At 59.7% G+C, this 20,490-nt stretch carries 18 protein-coding genes; 10 read left to right on the top strand and 8 right to left on the bottom strand.

The features are described from left to right. Window positions 1–70: 70 nt before the first annotated feature. Window positions 71–985 (bottom strand): response regulator transcription factor, encoded by a 915-nt coding sequence (locus tag SIAM614_RS08665; RefSeq protein ID WP_006933705.1) that lies wholly within the window; start codon window positions 983–985, stop codon window positions 71–73. Next, entirely contained in the window at window positions 975–4,364 is a 3,390-nt protein-coding gene (locus tag SIAM614_RS08660; RefSeq protein WP_006933704.1) for a hybrid sensor histidine kinase/response regulator, read from the bottom strand. The genes SIAM614_RS08665 and SIAM614_RS08660 overlap by 11 nt, the downstream gene beginning before the upstream one ends. A 299-nt stretch (window positions 4,365–4,663) precedes the next feature. On the opposite strand from SIAM614_RS08660, the gene urtA reads away from it, so the two are divergent. The 8 genes from urtA (at window position 4,664) to SIAM614_RS08620 (ending at window position 14,730) form a co-directional block, all read left to right on the top strand. Continuing rightward, window positions 4,664–5,950 carry an urea ABC transporter substrate-binding protein gene (urtA, locus tag SIAM614_RS08655; protein WP_006933703.1) on the top strand — a complete coding sequence of 429 codons (1,287 nt, stop codon included), beginning with the start codon at window positions 4,664–4,666 and terminating at the stop codon, window positions 5,948–5,950. Between the two features lie 239 nt (window positions 5,951–6,189). After that, window positions 6,190–7,812, top strand: coding sequence for an urea ABC transporter permease subunit UrtB (gene urtB / locus SIAM614_RS08650; protein ID WP_006933702.1), 1,623 nt, complete (start codon window positions 6,190–6,192; stop codon window positions 7,810–7,812). After that, entirely contained in the window at window positions 7,809–9,047 is a 1,239-nt protein-coding gene (urtC, locus tag SIAM614_RS08645; protein ID WP_006933701.1) for an urea ABC transporter permease subunit UrtC, read from the top strand. The genes urtB and urtC overlap by 4 nt, the downstream gene beginning before the upstream one ends. Window positions 9,048–9,051: 4 nt before the next feature. After that, on the top strand, window positions 9,052–9,798 hold the full coding sequence (gene urtD / locus SIAM614_RS08640; RefSeq protein ID WP_006933700.1) for an urea ABC transporter ATP-binding protein UrtD: 747 nt from the start codon (window positions 9,052–9,054) through the stop codon (window positions 9,796–9,798). Between the two features lie 112 nt (window positions 9,799–9,910). Continuing rightward, window positions 9,911–10,606: an urea ABC transporter ATP-binding subunit UrtE gene (urtE, locus tag SIAM614_RS08635; protein ID WP_040439706.1), complete on the top strand. Its 696-nt coding sequence runs from the start codon at window positions 9,911–9,913 to the stop codon at window positions 10,604–10,606. 171 nt (window positions 10,607–10,777) lie between these two features. Then, window positions 10,778–12,064, top strand: coding sequence for an ArgE/DapE family deacylase (locus SIAM614_RS08630; protein WP_006933698.1), 1,287 nt, complete (start codon window positions 10,778–10,780; stop codon window positions 12,062–12,064). Between the two features lie 326 nt (window positions 12,065–12,390). Next, window positions 12,391–13,698 carry a UDP-glucose dehydrogenase family protein gene (locus tag SIAM614_RS08625; RefSeq protein ID WP_006933697.1) on the top strand — a complete coding sequence of 436 codons (1,308 nt, stop codon included), beginning with the start codon at window positions 12,391–12,393 and terminating at the stop codon, window positions 13,696–13,698. Between the two features lie 279 nt (window positions 13,699–13,977). Next, a complete protein-coding gene (locus SIAM614_RS08620) occupies window positions 13,978–14,730 on the top strand; it encodes a sugar transferase (protein WP_006933692.1) in 753 nt (250 codons plus the stop codon). A 147-nt stretch (window positions 14,731–14,877) separates the two neighbouring features. Here the strand turns inward: SIAM614_RS08620 and aroQ are convergent, their stop codons facing one another. After that, window positions 14,878–15,321, bottom strand: coding sequence for a type II 3-dehydroquinate dehydratase (gene aroQ, locus SIAM614_RS08615; RefSeq protein ID WP_006933691.1), 444 nt, complete (start codon window positions 15,319–15,321; stop codon window positions 14,878–14,880). A gap of 97 nt (window positions 15,322–15,418) precedes the next feature. Between aroQ and SIAM614_RS08610 the strand changes: the two genes are divergently transcribed. Beyond that, the gene (locus SIAM614_RS08610) at window positions 15,419–15,748 is read left to right on the top strand and encodes a hypothetical protein (RefSeq protein WP_157139745.1); all 330 of its coding nucleotides are present in this window, start codon (window positions 15,419–15,421) and stop codon (window positions 15,746–15,748) included. A gap of 33 nt (window positions 15,749–15,781) precedes the next feature. Here the strand turns inward: SIAM614_RS08610 and SIAM614_RS08605 are convergent, their stop codons facing one another. Further along, on the bottom strand, window positions 15,782–16,318 hold the full coding sequence (locus tag SIAM614_RS08605; protein ID WP_006933687.1) for a response regulator: 537 nt from the start codon (window positions 16,316–16,318) through the stop codon (window positions 15,782–15,784). 290 nt (window positions 16,319–16,608) lie between these two features. Here SIAM614_RS08605 and SIAM614_RS31955 point away from each other — a divergent pair, with 290 nt between their 5' ends. Next, the gene (locus SIAM614_RS31955) at window positions 16,609–16,776 is read left to right on the top strand and encodes a hypothetical protein (protein WP_157139744.1); all 168 of its coding nucleotides are present in this window, start codon (window positions 16,609–16,611) and stop codon (window positions 16,774–16,776) included. Window positions 16,777–16,806: 30 nt separating this feature from the next. On the opposite strand, the gene SIAM614_RS08600 is transcribed toward SIAM614_RS31955, so the two are convergent. The 4 genes from SIAM614_RS08600 to SIAM614_RS08585 all read right to left on the bottom strand — a co-directional run bounded on the left by SIAM614_RS08600 (window position 16,807) and on the right by SIAM614_RS08585 (window position 20,480). Beyond that, complete coding sequence (locus tag SIAM614_RS08600) at window positions 16,807–17,478, bottom strand: methyltransferase domain-containing protein (protein ID WP_006933682.1); 672 nt, start codon at window positions 17,476–17,478, stop codon at window positions 16,807–16,809. Window positions 17,479–17,550: 72 nt separating this feature from the next. Beyond that, on the bottom strand, window positions 17,551–17,703 hold the full coding sequence (gene ccoS, locus SIAM614_RS08595) for a cbb3-type cytochrome oxidase assembly protein CcoS (protein WP_006933680.1): 153 nt from the start codon (window positions 17,701–17,703) through the stop codon (window positions 17,551–17,553). A 7-nt stretch (window positions 17,704–17,710) separates the two neighbouring features. Next, a complete protein-coding gene (locus tag SIAM614_RS08590; RefSeq protein ID WP_006933675.1) occupies window positions 17,711–19,957 on the bottom strand; it encodes a heavy metal translocating P-type ATPase in 2,247 nt (748 codons plus the stop codon). 10 nt (window positions 19,958–19,967) lie between these two features. Next, entirely contained in the window at window positions 19,968–20,480 is a 513-nt protein-coding gene (locus SIAM614_RS08585; RefSeq protein ID WP_006933674.1) for a FixH family protein, read from the bottom strand. Window positions 20,481–20,490: the final 10 nt, after the last annotated feature.

The following is a 20,490-nucleotide window of genomic DNA, read 5'->3' as shown; positions in this document are numbered from 1 at the left end:
TCATTCGGTGGACAAGGCTTGGGTGGCCGATAGCAATCGAAGCCAGTCAAACGTTTTCCCTGTTGAGGGCCTAAAGCGCGTAGATAACCTCGGCGGCGCGCACAGCGGCAGAGGCCCGGTTTTCGACGCCAAGTTTGACGAAGATCTGCTCAAGATGCTTGTTCACGGTGCGCGGCGATAGACCCAGGATTTCGCCGATGTCCTTGTTGGACTTGCCTTTGGCGATCCAGATCAGGACTTCCGCCTCACGCTGCGTCAGTTCAAAGCTGCCCTGAAGCGCCTGAACCTGACCGGCTTCATCTTCGGCGGTGACGCGGAACAGGTTCTCGTCCGGGCCGACACGGCCAAGCGGGTGAAGCTGCACCGCAAGGTTTTCCGAAAGTCCAAGCATGAAACTCTTGCGCCGCTCACCCGAAGAATGCGGCCCGTCCAGCCACTCGCCCAGCGCCCGCCCCAAACGGAAAAGGCTGGTTTCGGCAGCGCCTGTCTTTGCCAGCAGGTTGTGGATCTGCGGTGTCGACCACAGCACCGTCCCCTCCTGCGATACCGCGACCAGATGGCGGCCCGCCGCATCCAGCGCCACATGGGCGCTTTGAACCGAACGGGCATTTTTGAGATGCACCTTGATCCGGGCCTTCAGCTCATCGACGTCGATCGGTTTGGTGAGGAAATCGACACCGCCCGATTCCAGTGCCTTTACCACATGCTCCGTCTCGGACAGCCCGGTCATGAAAATCACCGGCACGTGCTGGAGCGCTGGGTTTTCCTTGATCTGGCGGCAGGTTTCAAAACCGTCGAGGCCCGGCATGACTGCATCCATCAGGATCGTGTCCGGTGTCACCTTGCTGCAGATGTTGAGCGCGGTCTCGCCGCTGGTCGCCACCAGAACGGCGACACCGGTCTTTTTCAGCGCTTCGGTGACGAAGCCGAGCGTTTCCGGGCTGTCGTCGACCACAAGGACCGTATCGCGACGATCATCCGTCATGTGTTTCCAATTCACTCAAGACGTTTTTGTAAGCATCGAAGTCGAACCGGGCCAGATGGACGTTCAATGCATCGATCAGGGGCAGATTTTCAGGCGTTTGCGCCAATTCGTTCAGCTTGGCCTCAATGCCTTCCACATAACCGATCTCGGCAAGCGAGATCAGATCGGCGACATGATCGGCACCCGGCGATTTCAGGGGATCCTTTCGGGCAGGTTGCAGGGTCCGCTCGACCGGCAGTTCGGTCCACACGACACCCAGGTGCTTTTGCAAAAGATCGTAAAGTTGGCCGATGGCGAAGGGCTTGGCAAGGGTTGCCGAATGGTGCGCTGGCCCGTCCGGACGCAGTGCCTTGTCGCCGATATTGGCCGACAGCATGATGATCGGCGCGGTGACGCCTCTGTCCCACAGTTTCTCGGCCAGCTCCCATCCGTTCATTCCCGGCATCAGGATATCGATCAGGTAGAGGTCCGGCCGCAACGGCTCCACTGTCTCCAGACAGGCCCGGCCCGTGTCCGCTTCGACAACCGCAAATCCGATGGGCTTCAGGATATCGCAGACAAGAGCCCGGTGATCCGGATTGTCGTCGATCACCGCAACCGTCTTCCGCTCGCCTTCATAGCCTCGCACCTGCCGTTCCAGGCGGATGGTATCGACGGGCCTGTCGACAGCCGCCAGCATCAGGCGCACTTCGAAGGAGGCGCCCTCGCCCGGTTCGCTGGACAGAGCGATGGCCCCGCCCATGGTTTCCGTCAGGAGCTTGGTGATGGTCAGCCCGAGGCCCAGTCCCGGCGTCTTGGCGCCGTCCGCCGCCTTGCTGCGGCCAAAGGGTTCGAAAATCTTGACCTGTTCATCGAGCGCGATGCCCGGGCCGCTGTCCGACACCACAAAGCCGGCCACTTGCGAGCGGTAGCTGACGGCAAGCGAGACAGTGCCCCTGGTGGTGAACTTGATCGCGTTGGACAGAAGATTGACCAGGATCTGCCGCAGACGTTTTTCATCGGTTCGCACGAAGACCGGCAGGTTGGGTGCACGGTCATAACTGAAGCCGAGCCCCTTGGCCGCCGCCTGCATACGGAACATGTCGACGATCTGATCCAGAAACTCGTGAATGTTTATCTCGTTGGAATAGATCTGCAGCCTGCCCGCCTCTATACGCGAGATATCCAGAAGACCATCGATCAGGCCCGACAGGTGCTCGGCGCTGCGCCGGATGGTGCTGATGGCAGGCTTGCGGGCTGCCGGCACGCTGTCATCACGCTCCAGCACCTGGGCATAGCCCATGACCGCGTTCAGCGGCGTTCTGAGTTCATGGCTGAGGCCAACCACGTAGCGGCTCTTGGCAAGGTTGGCCGCTTCGGCATTTTCCTTGGCCTTCTGCAGGGCCGCATCGGTGACGCTGTGGGCATCGATTTCCTTCTGAAGCAGCGCGTTCTGGCGCATGGATTCTTCTTCGGCAACCCGGCGGGTGTCATGGGCCAGCACCAGGAACCAGCAGGCGATACCGACGACGATGGCGAAGACGAAGAAGATCAGTAGCACCGTCTGTCCGATGATGCCGGTCGGGTCTCCCAGACGGTTCTCCGCCTGGGCGTAGATGATCCAGAGCACCAGGCCGATTGCCGCATTCGACAGGACCGAGATGAAGGCATAGCGCCCCAGCCGGGATTGCAGGAATTCCATCGCCCTATCCGGCAGAACCCGGCCCGCGACGGTGCCAACCTGATAGGAGAGCCGCGCCTTCGGTTTGCAGCTGTCATGGCAGCGGGCATCGAGTGAGCAGCACAGCGAACAGATCGGCGACTGATAGGCCGGGCAATAGGCCATGTCTTCCGGCTCGAACGGGTTTTCGCAGATCGAGCAGGCAATGTGTTCCTTCGACTGCCAGCTCTGGCGCGGTTTGCGGGCCAGGTAGAACCGTCCCTTGGTCGCATAGGCGATCAGGGGGGCAGCGACGAAGGCAATGACCATCGCCAGAAAGGTGGCCAGTGCCTCGGCCGTCTTGCCGAACTCGCCGAAATGCGCCGCAAGAGCAAGGCCCGCGGCCAGAAGCATGGCGCCGGTGCCGACCGGATTGACGTCATAAAGATGCGCGCGCTTGAACTCGATGCCCGGTGGCGACAGACCAAGCGGCTTGTTGATGAAGAGGTCCGCCGAAATGGCGGAAAGCCAGGCCATCGCAATGATGGAAAAGACGCCGAGGGTTTCTTCCAGCAGCCGGTAGATACCGAGTTCCATCAACAGAAGCGCTATGCCGACATTGAAGACCAGCCAGACCACCCTGCCGGGATGAGAATGGGTGAGGCGCGAAAAGAAATTCGACCAGGCGAGCGAGCCTGCATAGGCGTTCATCACGTTGATCTTGAGCTGCGCCACCACCACGAAGGCCGCCATCAGCAGAAGGACCACCGTTTCGTTGGGTATCATGTAGCCAAAGGCAATCGCATACATGCGTGAGGGTTCGTCGGCATGCTGAACCGGAACCCCATGCGAAAGCACAAGCACTGCCAGAAAGGAGCCTGCAATCATCTTGGGGGCGCCAAGAACGACCCAGCCGGGCCCGGCCAGAAACAGGGCGAGCCTGTGCCTGCGGCGAGCGAAATCCTGCGCCGGCAGAAAGCGCAAGAAGTCCACCTGCTCGCCGATCTGCGCCATCAGCGCCAGAATCACCGCGGACGCCGCGCCGAAGCTGACCAGGTTGATGCTGTCCCAGCCGCCCACTGTCGTGCGCGGCGCCTGTGTTAGCGGGTCGATGCCGGAAAACGTCAGCCACTCGCCAACCGCCTGCCAGTCCGTAAAGGCAATGAAGATGAACGGCAGGATGTTCAGAATGATCCAGAAGGGTTGGGTCGCGAGCTGAAAACGGCTGATCCAGGTAATGCCGTGGGTCACCAATGGAATGACCGCGACCGCGCTGATGACATACCCCAGCCACAGCGGCACACCGAAGGCGAATTCCAGCGCGCTCGACATGATGGAGGCTTCAATCGCAAAGAGAATGAAGGTGAAGCTGGCGTAGATCAGCGAGGTGACCGTCGACCCGATGTAGCCGAACCCGGCGCCGCGGGTCAGCAGATCGATATCAACGCCGTAGCGCATGGCATAGCGGCTGATCGGCAGACCGACGATCAACAGCACCAGGCTGCCGACCAGGATCGCCAGAAACGCGTTGGCCGTGCCGTGGGACAGGGTGATCGCCCCGCCGATGGCTTCCAGCGCCAGAAAGGAGATCGCACCGATCGCTGTCTGGGATATCGCCCGGGAGGAAAACCGGCGCGCGCTCTTTGCGGTGAACCTGAGCGCATAGTCTTCCAGGGTCTGGTTGTTGACCCATTTGTTGTACTGGCGCCGGACCGGCAGGATGCGTTGGCGTGCCCTCACGCGCCCGCCTCCAAACCAGCACCACCTGCCCAATCTCTAGGCATATGACCTATTATTCGGCAAACGCCGTTCTTCATTGCCCGTTTTCCACCCCGTTTTTTATTCAGCCCCACTCTTCAGCACATTTCATGCCGTCTTCGCTGAAGGAACGCTCGGGCGGGCTTTCAAGCCGGTTACGTCAATTGACGTATGTTGCGGTGCAGTGATGCCAGTGCACGATCCTTTCCTGACAGCGGCACTCCTTCCAGCCGCCTATCACCGGCCTGGGAACCGGTGACGTCAAGCAAAGGGGAACAACCATGAAAAGCGCATTCACCAAACTCGCACTGGCAGGCCTGATGGCCTCCACGATGATCGGCGGCGCATCCGCCCAGGAAGACACGATCAAGGTCGGCATCCTGCACTCGCTTTCCGGCACCATGGCCATTTCGGAAACCACACTGAAAGACGCCATGCTGATGCTCATCGAAGAGCAGAACAAGAAGGGTGGCCTGCTTGGCAAGAAACTGGAAGCGGTCGTCGTCGACCCGGCTTCCGACTGGCCGCTGTTTGCCGAAAAGGCGCGCGAGCTGATCGAAGTCAACGGCGTCGATGCCGTGTTCGGCTGCTGGACCTCCGTTTCGCGCAAGTCCGTTCTTCCGGTCTTCGAAGAACTCAACTCGCTGCTGTTCTATCCGGTTCAGTACGAAGGCGAAGAATCCCAGCGCAACGTCTTCTACACGGGCGCTGCACCGAACCAGCAGGCCATCCCGGCCGTCGATTATCTGATGAACGAAGAAGGCGTCGAGCGCTGGGTTCTGGCCGGTACCGACTATGTCTATCCGCGCACGACCAACAAGATCCTCGAAGCCTACCTGAAGTCCAAGGGTGTGGCCGAAGAAGACATCATGATCAACTACACGCCGTTCGGTCATTCCGACTGGCAGACGATCGTGTCCGACATCAAGACCTTCGGCTCTGCCGGCAAGAAGACCGCTGTCGTCTCCACCATCAACGGCGATGCCAACGTGCCGTTCTACAAGGAACTCGGCAACGCCGGCATCAAGGCTGAAGACATTCCTGTCGTTGCCTTCTCCGTGGGTGAAGAAGAGCTCGCCGGTCTCGACACCGCTCCGCTCGTCGGCCACCTGGCTGCCTGGAACTACTTCCAGTCCGCAGACACCGACGCCAATGCGGAGTTCATCGAAGCCTGGCACGCCTACATTGGTGACGACAAGCGCGTGACCAACGACCCGATGGAAGCACACTTCATCGGCTTCAACATGTGGGTCGAAGCCGTCAAGAAAGCCGGCAGCACTGATCCGGATGCCGTGATCGACGCCATCGTCGGTGTCAGCGTTCCGAACCTGACCGGCGGCTACTCCGCCATGATGCCGAACCACCACATCACCAAGCCGGTGCTGATCGGTGAAATCCAGGAAGACGGCCAGTTCGAAACCGTATGGGAGACCTCCGGCCTCGTCGTTGGCGATGCCTGGTCCGACTATCTGGACGGCTCCAAGGACCTGATCTCCGATTGGCGCGCACCGCTCTCCTGCGGCAACTTCAACACCGCCACCGGCAAGTGCGGCGGCTCCGGGTCTTAAGGGGGGAACGGAGTTCGGGCGGGTCTTACGAGACCCGTCCTCTTTCCCCGGTTTTCCAACCGGAAGGGATTGCCTGGAGAGCCGCTCTTAGCTCTCCCCTCATCCTGAGGAGGACCACAAGGTCACTCTCGAAGGATGGGCGGCAACTCCGGAAGCAAGTGGCCCATCCTTCGATACGCCGCAATGCGGCTCCTCAGGATGAAGTCGTCAGGTGAAAGTTCAAAACACCGGTGGACACGATGTCCTTGATGAGATCCTTCCTACTGCTCTTTAGCCTCGCTGCCAGCCTCCTTGCCGCGCCGGCGCTGGCCCAAAGCGATCCGGAGACGCTTCGTCCGCTGATCAACGAGCTGGCCAATGGCAAATATTCCGAGACGGAAAAGCAGATCGGGGCGCTGGTCGCGACCGGTGATCCACAGGTTGCTCCGGCCCTTGAAGCCCTGAGCGACGGCGATCTTTACGTGCGCAAGGCCGATGGCGAGGTCTTCATCATCAAGAAGGCCGGCAAGGCCTACGCCTTGATTGATCCGCTGACCCTGGAAACGGCCGGCGAAGCCGCCAAGCGCGAGATGGACAAGATCAAGGTCAACAACAAGCTGCGCCGGGTGATCCGGTCCGCGCTCGGGTCCCTGACCCTGATGGCGCCCGATCCGACAGTGCGTATGGCGGCAGCGGAAGCCGTTTTCAAGGCGAAGGATCCGGACAGCATCGAGGCGCTGGATGCCGCCATTGCCGCAGAAGCGGACGACGGCGTGCGCAAGAAAATGGAAGAAGCCCGGGCGGCGGCGGTTCTGAACTCCGATATGGACGAGGCGGCCAAACTTCAGGCGGTCTCGACGCTCGGCACCATGGGCAATCGCGATGCGCTGTCGCTTCTGATCGCCGTGCAATCTTCTTCCGAAGGCGCCTTGCGCGACGCGGCGACATCGGAAATCACCAAGATCGAGAAATCCATCGCGGCCTGGGATGCCGCGCAGAACATCTGGTATGGCCTCTCGCTCGGTTCGGTTCTGCTGCTCGCCGCCATCGGCCTTGCCATCACCTTCGGTGTCATGGGCGTCATCAACATGGCGCACGGCGAGATGGTGATGATCGGGGCTTACGTCACCTTCGTGGTTCAGGAGTTCATTCGCTCCTCTGCGCCAGGGCTCTTCGAATATTCCCTGTTCATCGCCCTGCCGCTTGCCTTCCTCACCTCAGGACTGGTGGGCGTTGCCATCGAGCGCGGCGTGATCCGCTGGCTGTATGGACGCCCCCTGGAGACGCTGCTTGCAACCTGGGGCATCTCGCTGGTGCTGCAGCAGGCGGTGCGCTCGATCTTCGGCCCGACCAATCGTGAGGTTGGCAACCCGGACTGGATGTCCGGCGCCTTCGAGATCGGCCAGATGACGATCACCTATAACCGCATGTGGATCATCGTTTTCGCGATGCTGGTCTTCGCCGGACTGATGCTGGTGCTGAAGAAGACACCGTTCGGGCTCTATACCCGTGCCGTCACGCAGAACCGGCGCATGGCCGCCTCCATGGGCATCCGCACCCCCTGGATCGACGCCTTCACCTTCGGGCTCGGCTCCGGCATTGCCGGGATCGCCGGTGTGGCGCTGTCGCAGATCGACAACGTGTCGCCGAACCTGGGTCAGGGCTACATCATCGACAGTTTCATGGTCGTGGTCTTCGGCGGTGTCGGCAACCTGTGGGGCACGCTCGTGGGCGCGATGACGCTTGGTGTCGTGAACAAGTTCCTCGAACCATACGCAGGAGCCGTGCTCGGCAAGATCTTCGTGCTCGTCTTCATCATTCTCTTTATCCAGAAGCGTCCAAGGGGGCTGTTCGCCCTCAAGGGCCGGGCAGTTGAAGCATGATGTCCTCCTTTCTCTTCCGCGCCATGGATGCCCGAGCGGGGATCTTCCTGGCCATTATGGCGGCCGTGATCGTTCTCGTGCCCGCCGGTAATCTGCTCATGCCGGAAGGGTCCACCTTCCACGTGCCCAACTATGCGGTCACGCTGATGGGCAAATATCTGACCTACGCCCTGCTGGCGCTGGCAGTGGATCTGGTCTGGGGCTATTGCGGCATTCTCTCGCTCGGGCACGCGGCCTTCTTCGCCCTCGGCGGCTATGCCATGGGCATGTATCTGATGCGCCAGATCGGCACCCGCGGCGTTTATGGCGACCCGATCCTGCCGGATTTCATGGTCTTCCTGAACTGGGGTGAATTGCCCTGGTACTGGTACGGCTTCGACATGTTCTGGTTCGCCGCGCTGATGGTGCTGCTGGTGCCGGGTGTGCTGGCCTTCGTCTTCGGCTGGTTCGCCTTCCGCTCCCGCGTGACCGGCGTCTACCTTTCAATCATCACCCAGGCCCTCACCTATGCGCTGCTGCTTGCCTTCTTCCGCAACGACATGGGCTTTGGCGGCAACAACGGCCTGACCGACTTCAAGGACATTCTCGGCTTCGATATTCAGGCCGACACGACCCGCGCAGGCCTGTTTGCAGCCTCGGGCCTGGCGCTGGTCGTGTGCTTCCTCATCTGCCGGGCGATCACCCGATCGAAACTCGGCAAGGTGCTGGTGGCCGTGCGCGATGCGGAGAGCCGCACACGCTTCCTCGGCTACCGTGTGGAGCACTACAAGCTGTTCGTCTGGACCCTGTCGGCCATGATGGCCGGGATCGCCGGTGCGCTTTATGTGCCCCAGGTAGGCATCATCAACCCGGGTGAGTTTGCACCCGCCAACTCCATCGAGGTGGTGATCTGGGTTGCCGTCGGCGGACGTGGAACCTTGGTCGGGGCGGTGCTCGGCGCCGTGCTGGTCAACTTCGCCAAGACCTGGTTCACCGCCGCCCTGCCCGACATCTGGCTGTTTGCACTCGGTGGCCTCTTTGTAGTGGTGACCCTCTTCCTGCCTAAGGGCATTGTCGGCACCCTTTCCCAGGGCTGGACGGCCTTGCGGCAGCGGAAAGTTTCCGAAGACTTCGAGGCCGGGTCGGACCAACCGCCAAGCCAGGCGCCGCAGTCGCCCGCTTCGCCAGCCAACGTCAGCCCGAAAAAATCTGCCTCGACCGTTCCGGCGGATGCCGACCCCCAGCCCGCGGAGTAAAGCCATGGCACGATCTTCCAGTCTTCTTTATCTCGACGGCGTGTCGGTCTCCTTCGATGGATTCAAGGCACTGAACGAATTGTCGCTGACAATTGCCCCGGGAGAAATGCGGGCCATCATCGGCCCCAACGGCGCGGGCAAGACCACGATGATGGATGTCATCACCGGCAAGACCCGGCCCGACAGTGGTGAGGTCTTTTTCAACGGCACTGTGGATCTGACGGGCGAGGATGAGGCTTCGATTGCCGAACTCGGTATCGGCCGCAAGTTTCAAAAACCGACCGTTTTTGAGAGCCATACCGTCTGGGACAACCTGGAACTGGCGCTAAAGGCGCCGCGCGGGCCTTTTGCAACGCTTTTTCACGTCATTTCCGGCGGCGAGAAGAAACGGGTCGAATATCTGCTCGATCTGATCCGGCTCGGGTCCAAGAGGCACGAACTTGCAGCCAACCTCAGCCATGGCCAGAAGCAGTGGCTGGAGATCGGCATGCTGCTGGCCCAGGACCCGAAGCTGCTTCTGGTGGATGAACCAGCCGCCGGGATGACGGATGCCGAAACCGCCGAAACCGCTGAACTTCTGAAGGATATCGCCAATGATCACTCGGTCGTCGTGGTCGAGCACGACATGGTGTTTGTGCGCTCCCTGGGTGTCAAAGTCACCGTTCTCCACGAAGGCTCAGTCCTGGCTGAAGGCTCACTCGACCATGTCTCAGCCGACGAACGTGTCGTGGAAGTTTATCTCGGACGATGAGGGCTAGGGTGTGGACCCAGCCGTTGTCGTTTCGATTGTTGCGGCGGCATTGACGAAAGCAAACGGAGCAAAGGCCACCTACCGCATCGTGATCAGCCAAGGAAGTCAGCCCATGCTGCAAGTTGAAAACATCGATCTTCACTATGGCGCCGCCCAGGCGCTGAAGAAGGTTTCGCTGAAGGCCGAGACCGGCAAGGTGACCTGCCTGATGGGGCGCAATGGTGTCGGCAAGACCTCCACCTTGCGCGCGGTTGCCGGTCAGCACGGCATCAGCGCCGGCAAGATCCTGTGGGACGGCGAGGATATTTCCTCGTTGCCTGCCCATGCCCGCGCCAGGAAAGGCATTGCCATCGTACCGCAGGGACGCGAGATCTTTCCGCTGCTGTCGGTGAAGGAAAACCTTGAGACTGGCTACGCTCCGATCCCGCGCAAGGAACGGTTCATTCCCGACACGATCTTCGAACTGTTCCCGGTACTGAAGGACATGCTGTCCCGACGCGGCGGTGACCTCTCGGGCGGGCAGCAGCAGCAGCTTGCCATTGCCCGGGCGCTGGTGACCCGCCCGAAGCTTCTGGTCCTGGACGAGCCGACAGAAGGTATCCAGCCTTCGATCATCAAGGACATCGGCCGGGCAATCTCCTGGCTGCGCGATCAGGGCACCATGGCCATCGTGCTGGTGGAACAGTATTTCGAGTTCGCCCGGGATCTGGCCGATGACTATGCCGTCATGGATCGCGGGGAAGTGGTGCTTTCCGGGACCGGGGCGGATTTGTCGGAGACCGAAGTCCGGCGCTATCTGACGGTGTAGAGCCGGGAGCGTATTCGCTTGCGCCAAACTCTCCCCTCAAGTATCGGCACATCCGGCGTCTCCCTATAAGAGGGACTGGCCAGCTTCAGTCACTGCCGATTTGACGCACGGCGCGCAGTTGATAGGGTGCAGGCAAATTGCCTGCCTCTTCACTCACTCAGCCGGACCGTCATGTCACAACCACTTTCAAAAGAAGCCGTTTCCGCAATCACTGCCGCTGTCGACGCGGCCTTCGAGAACGAGATTTCCTTCCTGCAGGAGATCGTCCGCGCAAAGTCCCTGCGCGGCGAAGAGGCCGGTGTTCAGCGTATCGTCGCCGACGCGCTTCGCAGCCGTGACTATGACGTCGAGACCTATCCCGTCGACGTGGCATCACTGCGCTCCCATCCGGCCTTTTCGCCTGCCACCATTGATTACAAGGACACGTTCAACGTCAGCGGCCGCAAGACGTCCAAAACCAGTGGACGTTCGCTGATCCTGAATGCCCATGTCGATGTCGTTCCCTCGGCCAACCCGGCGAGCTGGACCCATCCGCCTTTTGCAGCCGTGCGAGAGGGCGACTGGCTTTTCGGGCGGGGCGCCGGTGACATGAAAGCCGGACTTGCGGCCAATCTCTTTGCGATTGATGCCATCGAGGCGGCCGGGTTCAGTTTGCAAGGTCCTCTCGAATTCCAGTCCGTCATCGATGAAGAAGTGACCGGCAACGGCACCGCCGCAGCCATCCTGCGCGGCGCGACAGCCGACGCCGTACTCATTCCCGAGCCGACGGATGAAGACGTCATCTATGCGAACTCCGGTGTGATCAAGTTCAAGATCTCTGTCCAGGGCGTGCCCGCCCATCCCCGGGAGCCGGAGTCCGGCCTGAGTGCCATTGAGGCGGCTTTCCTTGTCATCAACGAAATGAAGGCGCTTGAAGCGCGCTGGAACGAGGAAAAGACCGGCCATCCCGGCTTCGCCGATCTGCGCAACCCGGCAAGCCTCAACATCGGCACCATCAACGGTGGCGAATGGCCTTCATCAATCCCGTTTGAATGCACCTTTGAAGGCCGGATCGGATTTTATCCTGGTGACGCTCCGCACGACCGGATGGCCGGCCTGGAAGACATGCTCAAGACACTTGGCGCGAAAGACCCCCGGCTTGAAAAAGCCAATCCAAAACTGGAATGGGTCGGAACCTGTCAGCCGGGATATCTGCTGGCAGAAGGCAGCGACGCGGAAAACACGCTCGCAGAAGCACACCAGATCACGTCCGGTACCGCTCTCAAGCGGTCGATCATGGCCTGTTATCTGGATGCCGCGCTCTACATGAACCATTGCGGCATTCCTTCGCTCACCTATGGCCCGCTGACAAAGAACATTCACGGCATCGACGAATGCGTGAACCTGCCTTCGCTGAAAAGGGTCACCAAGACGATCGCCCTGTTTACTGCCCGCTGGTGCGGTATCGCGCCCCGCTAAGCAAACGCGGCTACTCCGGTCTTTCGGGGCACCTCATCGCACAAAGCCTTTTGTGCTGAGGGTCCCGTGGCCATTTGAGCCAGAAAAATGCTCCCGTTTTTTGTGTTGTTCCACTAGGCTGCACGATTGGGACACGATCAGGCAATTGCAGACGCCTCATGCTGTCTCGTTTAGAATTGGGTACGGAGCAGAATTTCAACATTTCAAACCATACGATTTCAACGATCTGGTCTTTTGTTGCCCATCCATGTAATTCGGGCAGCACCTAGCGGGCTTACGGTGATTGACTAGCGCCTGAAGACCACCCAGAAGCAGGAAAATTTAAAATGCGTGTTGCTATGATTGGGACCGGCTATGTCGGTCTGGTGTCCGGAACCTGTTTTGCTGATTTCGGCCACGTCGTGACCTGCATCGACAAGGATGCAAGCAAGATCGACGCTCTGAACAACGGACAGATCCCGATCTACGAACCTGGCCTTCAGGATCTGGTTGCCAAGAACGTTGCCGAGGAACGTCTTTTCTTCACCACGTCTCCGGAAGAGGCGATCCGCGACGCGGATGCCGTTTTCATTGCCGTTGGAACGCCCACCCGCCGCGGTGACGGCCATGCCGACCTTTCCTATGTTTATGCAGCGGCTGAAGAAATCGCGCGCCTGATTAAAGGCTTCACCGTTGTCGTCACCAAATCGACCGTTCCGGTCGGCACCGGCGACGAAGTGGAAGCGATTATCCGCAAGACAAACCCGGATGCGGATTTCGCCGTCGTTTCCAACCCGGAATTCCTGCGCGAAGGCGCTGCAATCAACGACTTCAAGCATCCGGACCGCGTCGTTGTCGGCACCGAGGACGAGCGCGCGGTTGAAGTGATGCGTGAGCTCTACCGCCCGCTCTATCTTAACGAAACGCCGATCATCGTAACCCGCCGCCGCACGTCGGAGCTCACCAAATACGCGGCCAACGCCTTTCTGGCAGTCAAGATCACCTTCATCAACGAAATTGCGGATCTGTGCGAGAAGGTCGGTGCCAACGTTCAGGAAGTGTCGCGCGGCATCGGCCTCGACAACCGCATCGGCGGCAAGTTCCTGCATGCCGGCCCTGGCTACGGCGGATCCTGCTTTCCCAAGGACACACTCGCGCTGTCCAGGATCGCCGCCGACGCCCACTCCGATCTGAAGATCGTCGATTCCGTCATTGAGGTGAATGCGGCCCGCAAGAAGAAAATGGCCGACAAGGTCATTGAATTCATGGGCGGTGATGTCAACGGCAAGACCATTGCGCTGCTCGGCCTCGCCTTCAAGCCCAATACGGACGACATGCGTGAAGCCCCGAGCATCGACATCGTTGCAAAACTGCAGGCCGCCGGTGCCAAGATTCGTGCTTATGACCCGGCCAGCATGGAAGAGGCCGAGAAGGTGATGTCGGACGTCATGTTCTGCGATGGGCCCTATCATGCCATCGAAAATGCAGATGCGGTTGTAATCGTTACGGAGTGGGATCAGTTCCGGGCGCTTGACCTTGATCGCGTGAAATCTCTGGTTTCTGCACCCAAGGTTGTCGACCTCAGAAACATCTACAAACCGGACTACATGGAGTCCCGCGGCTTCGATTACACCAGCGTCGGACGCAGCTATTAAGCGGGCACTTTTCGCACCCTGTTGTTTTAGTCAATGCGAACGCCGGGCTCACAGTAGCCCGGCGTTCGTTTTTTTAAAAATTAATTTAATTTCACATCACTTTTGAAGTTTCCAGATTGCTCACGTCGCGTCACTATGGTAACCAAACCCTTAATGGACAACAATTTTCCTGATCTTGTTAACCACATATTAACGACACAATAGCGATTGCGAACGCCTCCAGACAGGATGCTGAAGCACTTTAAGTGGTCTCGTAAATCAGGTTGAGGCTGGCATATCTTGGCAGACGAAACAGTATCTTACGACGCAGATGATCACGGCCGCGATGCCCTTAATATCGCCGGCTTCGTGACCTGGAGCTCTCAACACACCGACCGGCTCTCCGGGCCGAAACAGGGCCGGCTGGCCGTTCGTCCGGCACGCGGTGCGCTGCACGCCGGATTGAAGAAATGCATCGATCTGACGGGCGCTGGAGTCGGCCTCTTGCTGCTTTTTCCCCTATTTGTTGTGATGGCGGTTGCAATAAAACTGACGAGCCGTGGACCGGTGTTTTTCCGTCAATGGCGCTACGGTTTGAACGGCAAGAAATTTGCCGTTCTCAAGTTCCGCACGATGTATGAAGACCAGTGCGACAGCACCGGCATTTCGCAAACCGTTGCCAATGATCCACGCGTGACGCCGGTCGGTGCCTTCCTTCGCAAGAGTAATTTCGATGAACTGCCGCAGCTGATCAACGTGCTGCGGGGGGAAATGTCTCTCGTCGGCCCGCGGCCGCATGTGCCTGGCATGCTGGCTGCTGGAAGACCCTATGAAGAGTTCCATCCCAGATACATGGACCGGCACAGTGTTCTGCCGGGCATCACCGGCCTGGCCCAGGTCAACGGCTTTCGCGGAGAAACCAAAGACCCGTACTCGGCCCGCATGCGGCTGGCCTATGATCTTGCCTATGTCGAGCGCCAGTCGGTCACCCTCGACGTCAAGATCCTCGCCACGACCATCGTGAAGGAATTTTTCTACGCCAGCGGTTCCTGAAACATGTCGCGGTCAATCGCCTCTGAGCGACATGCTTCGTAGCTTTATGGACGCAGATCTTTTTCCGAAACCGGCACCTCTGTTCTCCAGGTGCGATCCGAACTTCAGCACAGCTTCCAGCCTGCATCGACCGTCATCGGCACAGGGTCACCCGTCGGCGCACAGTGTTGCCATGCGCTGGAGGGCCAGCAGATAGCCTTCGACCCCGCAGCCGGCGATTACCGCGTCCGCCCGGGCGGAAACATATGAATGATGCCGGAAGCTTTCCCGCTTGTGGATGTTCGAGATATGGACCTCGATCACCGGACAGCTACAGGCGCTCAGCGCGTCCAGAATTGCAACCGACGTGTGGGTATAGGCTGCAGGGTTGATGATGATGCCAGCCGCAGCTTCCCGCGCCTCGTGGATCCAGTCGATCAACTCATGTTCTGCATTGCTCTGGTGGAACACGATCTGCAGGCCTGCCGGCTCCGCCGCCGCTTCACACATCGCCCGAACATCGTCCAGCGTCTGAGCCCCGTAGATCTCGGGTTGCCGCTTGCCGAGAAGATTAAGATTCGGGCCGTTCAGAACATAGATGATTTTTGCCATTGAGTTTTCCCTGGATCTTTACAGACAACTTGCCGCGCACTGGTGACTTTTACCAAGAAATTCGGTGATTTCCGGCAAAAGATTGTGGACGGTTACTATGGGAGGTGATACCGCGAGCGCGCGTTCTTGCCACGCTCAGCTTTACGCATTATTAACCATAAAACTCCAGTGTGAGAAAAAATCGGCGCATCGGGTAATCATGATCAAACTCCGCGAACGGCTGGACACACTTGAAGCTTTGATGGCGGCCATCGAAGGGTACCATCACCTGCCCATCGATGTTCTTTCGCAGTTCCTGCTTGACCACTACACGGTTGATCTTGATGTGCTGGCGCAGTTTGCTGAAGCTGCAGAAACCGCCAATTCCCAAGGGGCGGTGTCTTATCCAGCAACAGCCACCCGCACTGCGGCACAATCAGCCGCCTGACGCTTCCACACTGTCTTTTCCTGAATTTGTCGCTTAACCGATCGCGGTGAGGCTACCGTCACCCTCGCCCTGTTGCGGCGGCTGCTGCGGCTGGCCGGGGCCGCCTTGCCAGATTTTCTGGCGGTTGCGGATTTCACGTGGGGCCGGGCCGAAATAGGTGGCCGTCTTGATGAAATCGCGCGGGTGCAGGATCACGCTGGAAACGCGCTGATAAAGAGCCTTTGCCGAGATCGGTTTTGACAGCAACTCGTGCACGCCAAGCCGCCGGGCCTCGACAATCCGGCTACGCTCGGTATGCGCCGTTACCATGATGATCGGAATATAGGCGAAGGGATTGTTCGGGCTGCGGATCATGCGCACCATATCCGCGCCGTCCAGGATCGGCATGACCCAGTCCAGAATGAGGATATCCGGGTTCGCCCGGTCCATGGCCTCCAGGCCAGACGCGCCATCTTCGGCCTCGACAATGCGCCGCGCACCGAACCCCTGCAGCATGGTGCGCAGGATCGTCCGCATATAGGCACTGTCTTCGACCAGCAAGAATGTCAGAGAGGCAAGATCAAGGCTCACCTAGTCCTCCTTGTTTGACTTAACCATTGCCATGAAAGTCTGAACAATGAGTTAGTCCTGCTCTTTTCCGACAGCTCTATCCGCCGCTTGCGCGGGATCGACTTTGAATAGTTTCGCAAAGGCTGAGAAATTGATTGCAATACAAGAAAGGATTTCACGCATTGGTAAGATTGCGATGAATTAATCTTTTGACCGGTTTGAAATTAACGGGACTTTCAATTGTACGCCGTCATCCTTCAGGCACGAAATTCAACCGAATGAGCAGCCTGTTGCAAACGATTGTAAGAACCATGTCCCGAGATTCTGACCCGTTCGGGGAAGACGACCCGCTCCCCATGGAGAACGAGCAGTCCGACCTCGCATCACATGCAAAACTGAGAGACAATCTTCTGCTGCTTGCCGGCATAGGCCTCGTCCTGCTGGCCACCGGAATGGCCCTCTCCAACGTGCTTTCCTAGCCTGCTCGTTGCTGCCTGTGATCATGCGTTTCAGGCAGAGCGTGGTTCCCTGGCACTGAAGAGTGCGACGCATCCGATCATTTCCACCGTCACATCGTCAAATCGCTTGTCGAGTTCTGACCGCAGAGCCTCCAGCGCGTCGGCCTCGTTCGAAAAGACGCCCTTGCGGTTATAGATCTGCATCAGCTTGCGGGCGGCACCGGACCGTGGGGCGTCGCCTTGCAGGATGGTGGAACCGAAGACGGTTGCCCCGTCTTCAAGATGCGGGATCGCATGATCGAAAATCACGGCCTTTTCAGCCATTGTGCCCGGCAGGCAATGAAGCACGTAGTTCAGACCTATCGTCTTGAACGTGCCGATATCCTGTGGCCATGGCACCAGTGCGTCTGCCTGAATGGTTACGGGGTTCAGGCGGGCAATTCTTGCAGCGGCCTTGCCGAGGCAATCGCTGTTGGGATCGAGCAATGCGACCTTGGGATCCGAAACGGGAAACCGCGCCTTGTCCAGGAAGTAGCCGGTGCCCACGCCGATATCCAGGTGATTGGCGGACACATGACGATTGTAGAGCCCGACCAGATGGGAACTTGGGCAACGCCAGATCCAGCGGTTGGACAGCCCCAGTACAAGCGCATCGTAGATGGCAAGCGACGTTCTGGAATAAACGGCATAGCCCGGCTTGTGCGCTTCGGGAAACGATTCCATGCATTGCTCCAATGACCTAAAGGAATGCATGGGGCTAGGCCCACAGAGGGCCAAAGTCAAGATTGCCGGCGATCACTTGCCGGGCAGATCGTCATCGTCAAGGATGCGCCACTTGGCGCCTTCCAGATCGTCATACTGGCCACTTTTCAAGGACCAGAGGAACGCCCCCAGCCCCAGCGCTCCCAGAAGCAGCGCGATCGGTATCAGATAGATCAGAACGTCCATGTTGATCTCATTCCGCGGCCTGTTGTTGCGAGACCCCAGGTGCCTCGGTTCCCGAATTCCTGTCGCCGGCTCCCCAGCGCAGCTTGAGCGCGTTTGCGGTAACGGCAAGCGAGGACGCTGACATGGCCGCGGCTGCCATCAACGGCGTGACGAAACCGGCCACGGCAATGGGCACGGCAACGATGTTGTAGACGACAGAGATCCAGAGGTTCTGCTCGATTGCCGCCCTCGCCCGTTTCGACAGCCTGAGCGCGTCGGCCACCGGCTGCAATTTATCACCCAGGAAAACAGCGTCCGCCGCCGCCTGACTGAGATGAACGGCCGATACCGGGGACAGCGAGACATGCGCACCGGCGAGCGCTGGAGCGTCGTTGAGGCCATCGCCCACCATCAGAACCTTTCGGCCACTGGCCTGAAGTTCTTCAAGGCGTGCAATCTTCTGGGCGGGTTTCATGCCGGACTGCCACTGCGCAATATCCAGCGCAGCCGCGCAATCGGCAACGGCGGGCCTGGTGTCGCCGGAGAGGATTTCGAGCGCATAACCACGCGCCTTCAACTGGTCGATCACCGCCCTGGCATCCGGCCGCAGTCTTTGCCGGAACGCCAGCAGGCGGGCAGGCTCCGCGCCGAAGCGGATGGCAAGCAGCGACGCTCCCGGGTTCGCTTCCAGGGTGGCCTCGATCTCATCAACCGACGCTTCGCAAAAGAGCGGGCTGCCGAGGCGCAGACGCTGTCCGGCAACTGTCGTCTCAAGACCGGCCCCGGACGTTTCGCTGACGTTTGGCAGGGGCTGCAGCGCGCCTGTTACCTTGACCAGAGCGGCCGACAAGGGATGCCGGCTGGCAAGGGCAAGACGTCCCGCCAGTACAAGCGTTTCGTCGTCTGGATCGATGGAGCTGCACAGATCAGGCTCGGTAAGGGTCAAGGTTCCCGTCTTGTCGAACAGGATGGTGTCGATGTCCGACAGCCGTTCGATGGCATCGCCGGAATTCAGCAGGACACCGCAGCGGAAAAGCTGACCGGAGGCCACCACCTGCACGGCAGGAACCGCCAGACCGAGTGCGCAGGGACAGGTGATGATCAGAACCGAGATCGAGATGATCAGGGCCGGTTGCCAGTCGAGCCCGGCAAGCAGCCACCCGAGGAACGTCAGTGCGGCCGCTCCATGCACCAGTGGTGCGTACAGGCGCGCGGCGCGGTCGGCGATGCGCACATATTTCGATTTTGCCTGGGAGGCTGCTTCCAGCAGGCGATTGACTTCATCCAGCAGCGTTGCGCCGGAAGCCGCCTGGACCCGGACCTGCAAGGCCCCTGCCCCGTTCAGCGTACCGGCATAGACGCGCTGGCCGGGAGCGACAGGCGCCAGCACGCTTTCACCGGTTACAAGGCTCTGGTCGATCTCCGAGACACCGGTTTCGACCACGCCGTCCACCGGCACCCGCTCGCCGCCGGACACCAGAACCAGGTCGCCCGCGGCAATTTTCGAGAGCGGAACCTCGCGCACAGCCCCGTCGGGATGGATCCGCGCGGCAACTTCAGCCTTGAGCGCTGCGATGTTTTCGGCAAAGGACCGCGTGCGCCCGCGCATGTTGTGATCGAGGTACCGCCCGACCAGCAGGAAGAACAGCAGCATGACGGCGGACTCGAAATAGGCGTGATGCTGGTGCTGAATGGTCTGGACGACAGACAGGGCAACGGCGAGCGTCACGCCGATCACGATCGGCACATCCATGTTCAAGCGGCCAGCGGCCAGGGCATTGAAGGCACTACGAAAAAAGGGTCGCCCGGCATAGGCAACCGTCGGCATGGCGATCAACGCGGACAGCCAATGGAAGAAATCCCGGGTTTCCGGGGTGATGTCCGTGGCATTGCCCGACCAGACGGAGACAGACAGGAGCATGATGTTCATGCCGGCAAAACCGGCAACCGCCAAACAGCGCAGCAATTGTTTGCCGGTCTTGTCCTGACGTTCCTTCTGGCTGGCCGGGTCAAACGGGTGAGCCTTGTAGCCGAGCCGCTCCAGCTCGGCGACGATCTCATCGGCCCCGGTCTGATCCTGTGACCAGTCGACGGCAAGCCGCTGACTGGTCAGGTTGACACGGGCTGTCCGGATGCCCGGAAGCCGCTTCAGGCCCCGTTCGATTTCTCCCATGCAGGCTGCGCAGGTGATACCGTCGACGGCGAGATCCATATGGACCGCGCCATCTTCGCCCGGTGTCACGAACGCCTGCCAATCACGCTGATGGACCGTCACGGCATTTGCCTCAGTTCTTGACGAAGATCCGGTTTTCGGACCGGAACTTGCGTTCACCATCCTGTTCGATTTCCAGGATGAGTGTCCAGTTGCCATCGGCAAGGTTTTCGACCGTACCAACATACCGCCCACCGCCATCGGCCGTGAAATCGATCTTCACGTCGGTGTCGTCATGAACCGGATTGCGCATGAGGGCATGGAGAGCCACCCCATAGAGCGGCGTGCCTTGTGCATCCTTGGCCGTGACGACCAGCTTGCCGTCCTGATCGCTGGTGCGGACGAATTCGCTCGACACCTGCCAGTTCAGTTCCGCCTGGGCTTTTGCTGCCGCGATTTCCTCGTTGTAGGCCTGTCCTGCCTCATAGGAACTTTCCACCACCACGCCCGGGAAAGACCCGAGCGCGAGATAGATGAAGATCGCATTGGCGGTAAAGACCACCCCGAAGAAGCCCAGAAGCCAGGCAAGGACCGTCTTTCCGGAAATCGCCTTGGGATCCTTCATGTTCGATTGAACCATCGTCATTCCTTGCTCC

Source organism: Roseibium aggregatum IAM 12614, from assembly GCF_000168975.1.
In the GTDB taxonomy this organism is placed as follows: Bacteria; Pseudomonadota; Alphaproteobacteria; order Rhizobiales; family Stappiaceae; genus Roseibium; species Roseibium aggregatum.
This window is presented reverse-complemented; position numbering and strand designations above follow the sequence as displayed.

What these genes read in the sequence shown, in the direction of transcription:
- SIAM614_RS08665 (WP_006933705.1), bottom strand. Translation starts at nt 985, where the DNA reads ATGACGGATGATCGTCGCGATACGGTCCTTGTGGTCGACGACAGCCCG.
- urtA (WP_006933703.1), top strand. Translation starts at nt 4,664, where the DNA reads ATGAAAAGCGCATTCACCAAACTCGCACTGGCAGGCCTGATGGCCTCC.
- urtB (WP_006933702.1), top strand. Translation starts at nt 6,190, where the DNA reads ATGTCCTTGATGAGATCCTTCCTACTGCTCTTTAGCCTCGCTGCCAGC.
- urtC (WP_006933701.1), top strand. Translation starts at nt 7,809, where the DNA reads ATGATGTCCTCCTTTCTCTTCCGCGCCATGGATGCCCGAGCGGGGATC.
- urtD (WP_006933700.1), top strand. Translation starts at nt 9,052, where the DNA reads ATGGCACGATCTTCCAGTCTTCTTTATCTCGACGGCGTGTCGGTCTCC.
- urtE (WP_040439706.1), top strand. Translation starts at nt 9,911, where the DNA reads ATGCTGCAAGTTGAAAACATCGATCTTCACTATGGCGCCGCCCAGGCG.
- SIAM614_RS08630 (WP_006933698.1), top strand. Translation starts at nt 10,778, where the DNA reads ATGTCACAACCACTTTCAAAAGAAGCCGTTTCCGCAATCACTGCCGCT.
- SIAM614_RS08625 (WP_006933697.1), top strand. Translation starts at nt 12,391, where the DNA reads ATGCGTGTTGCTATGATTGGGACCGGCTATGTCGGTCTGGTGTCCGGA.
- aroQ (WP_006933691.1), bottom strand. Translation starts at nt 15,321, where the DNA reads ATGGCAAAAATCATCTATGTTCTGAACGGCCCGAATCTTAATCTTCTC.
- SIAM614_RS08610 (WP_157139745.1), top strand. Translation starts at nt 15,419, where the DNA reads ATGGGAGGTGATACCGCGAGCGCGCGTTCTTGCCACGCTCAGCTTTAC.
- SIAM614_RS31955 (WP_157139744.1), top strand. Translation starts at nt 16,609, where the DNA reads ATGTCCCGAGATTCTGACCCGTTCGGGGAAGACGACCCGCTCCCCATG.
- SIAM614_RS08600 (WP_006933682.1), bottom strand. Translation starts at nt 17,478, where the DNA reads ATGGAATCGTTTCCCGAAGCGCACAAGCCGGGCTATGCCGTTTATTCC.
- ccoS (WP_006933680.1), bottom strand. Translation starts at nt 17,703, where the DNA reads ATGGACGTTCTGATCTATCTGATACCGATCGCGCTGCTTCTGGGAGCG.
- SIAM614_RS08585 (WP_006933674.1), bottom strand. Translation starts at nt 20,480, where the DNA reads ATGACGATGGTTCAATCGAACATGAAGGATCCCAAGGCGATTTCCGGA.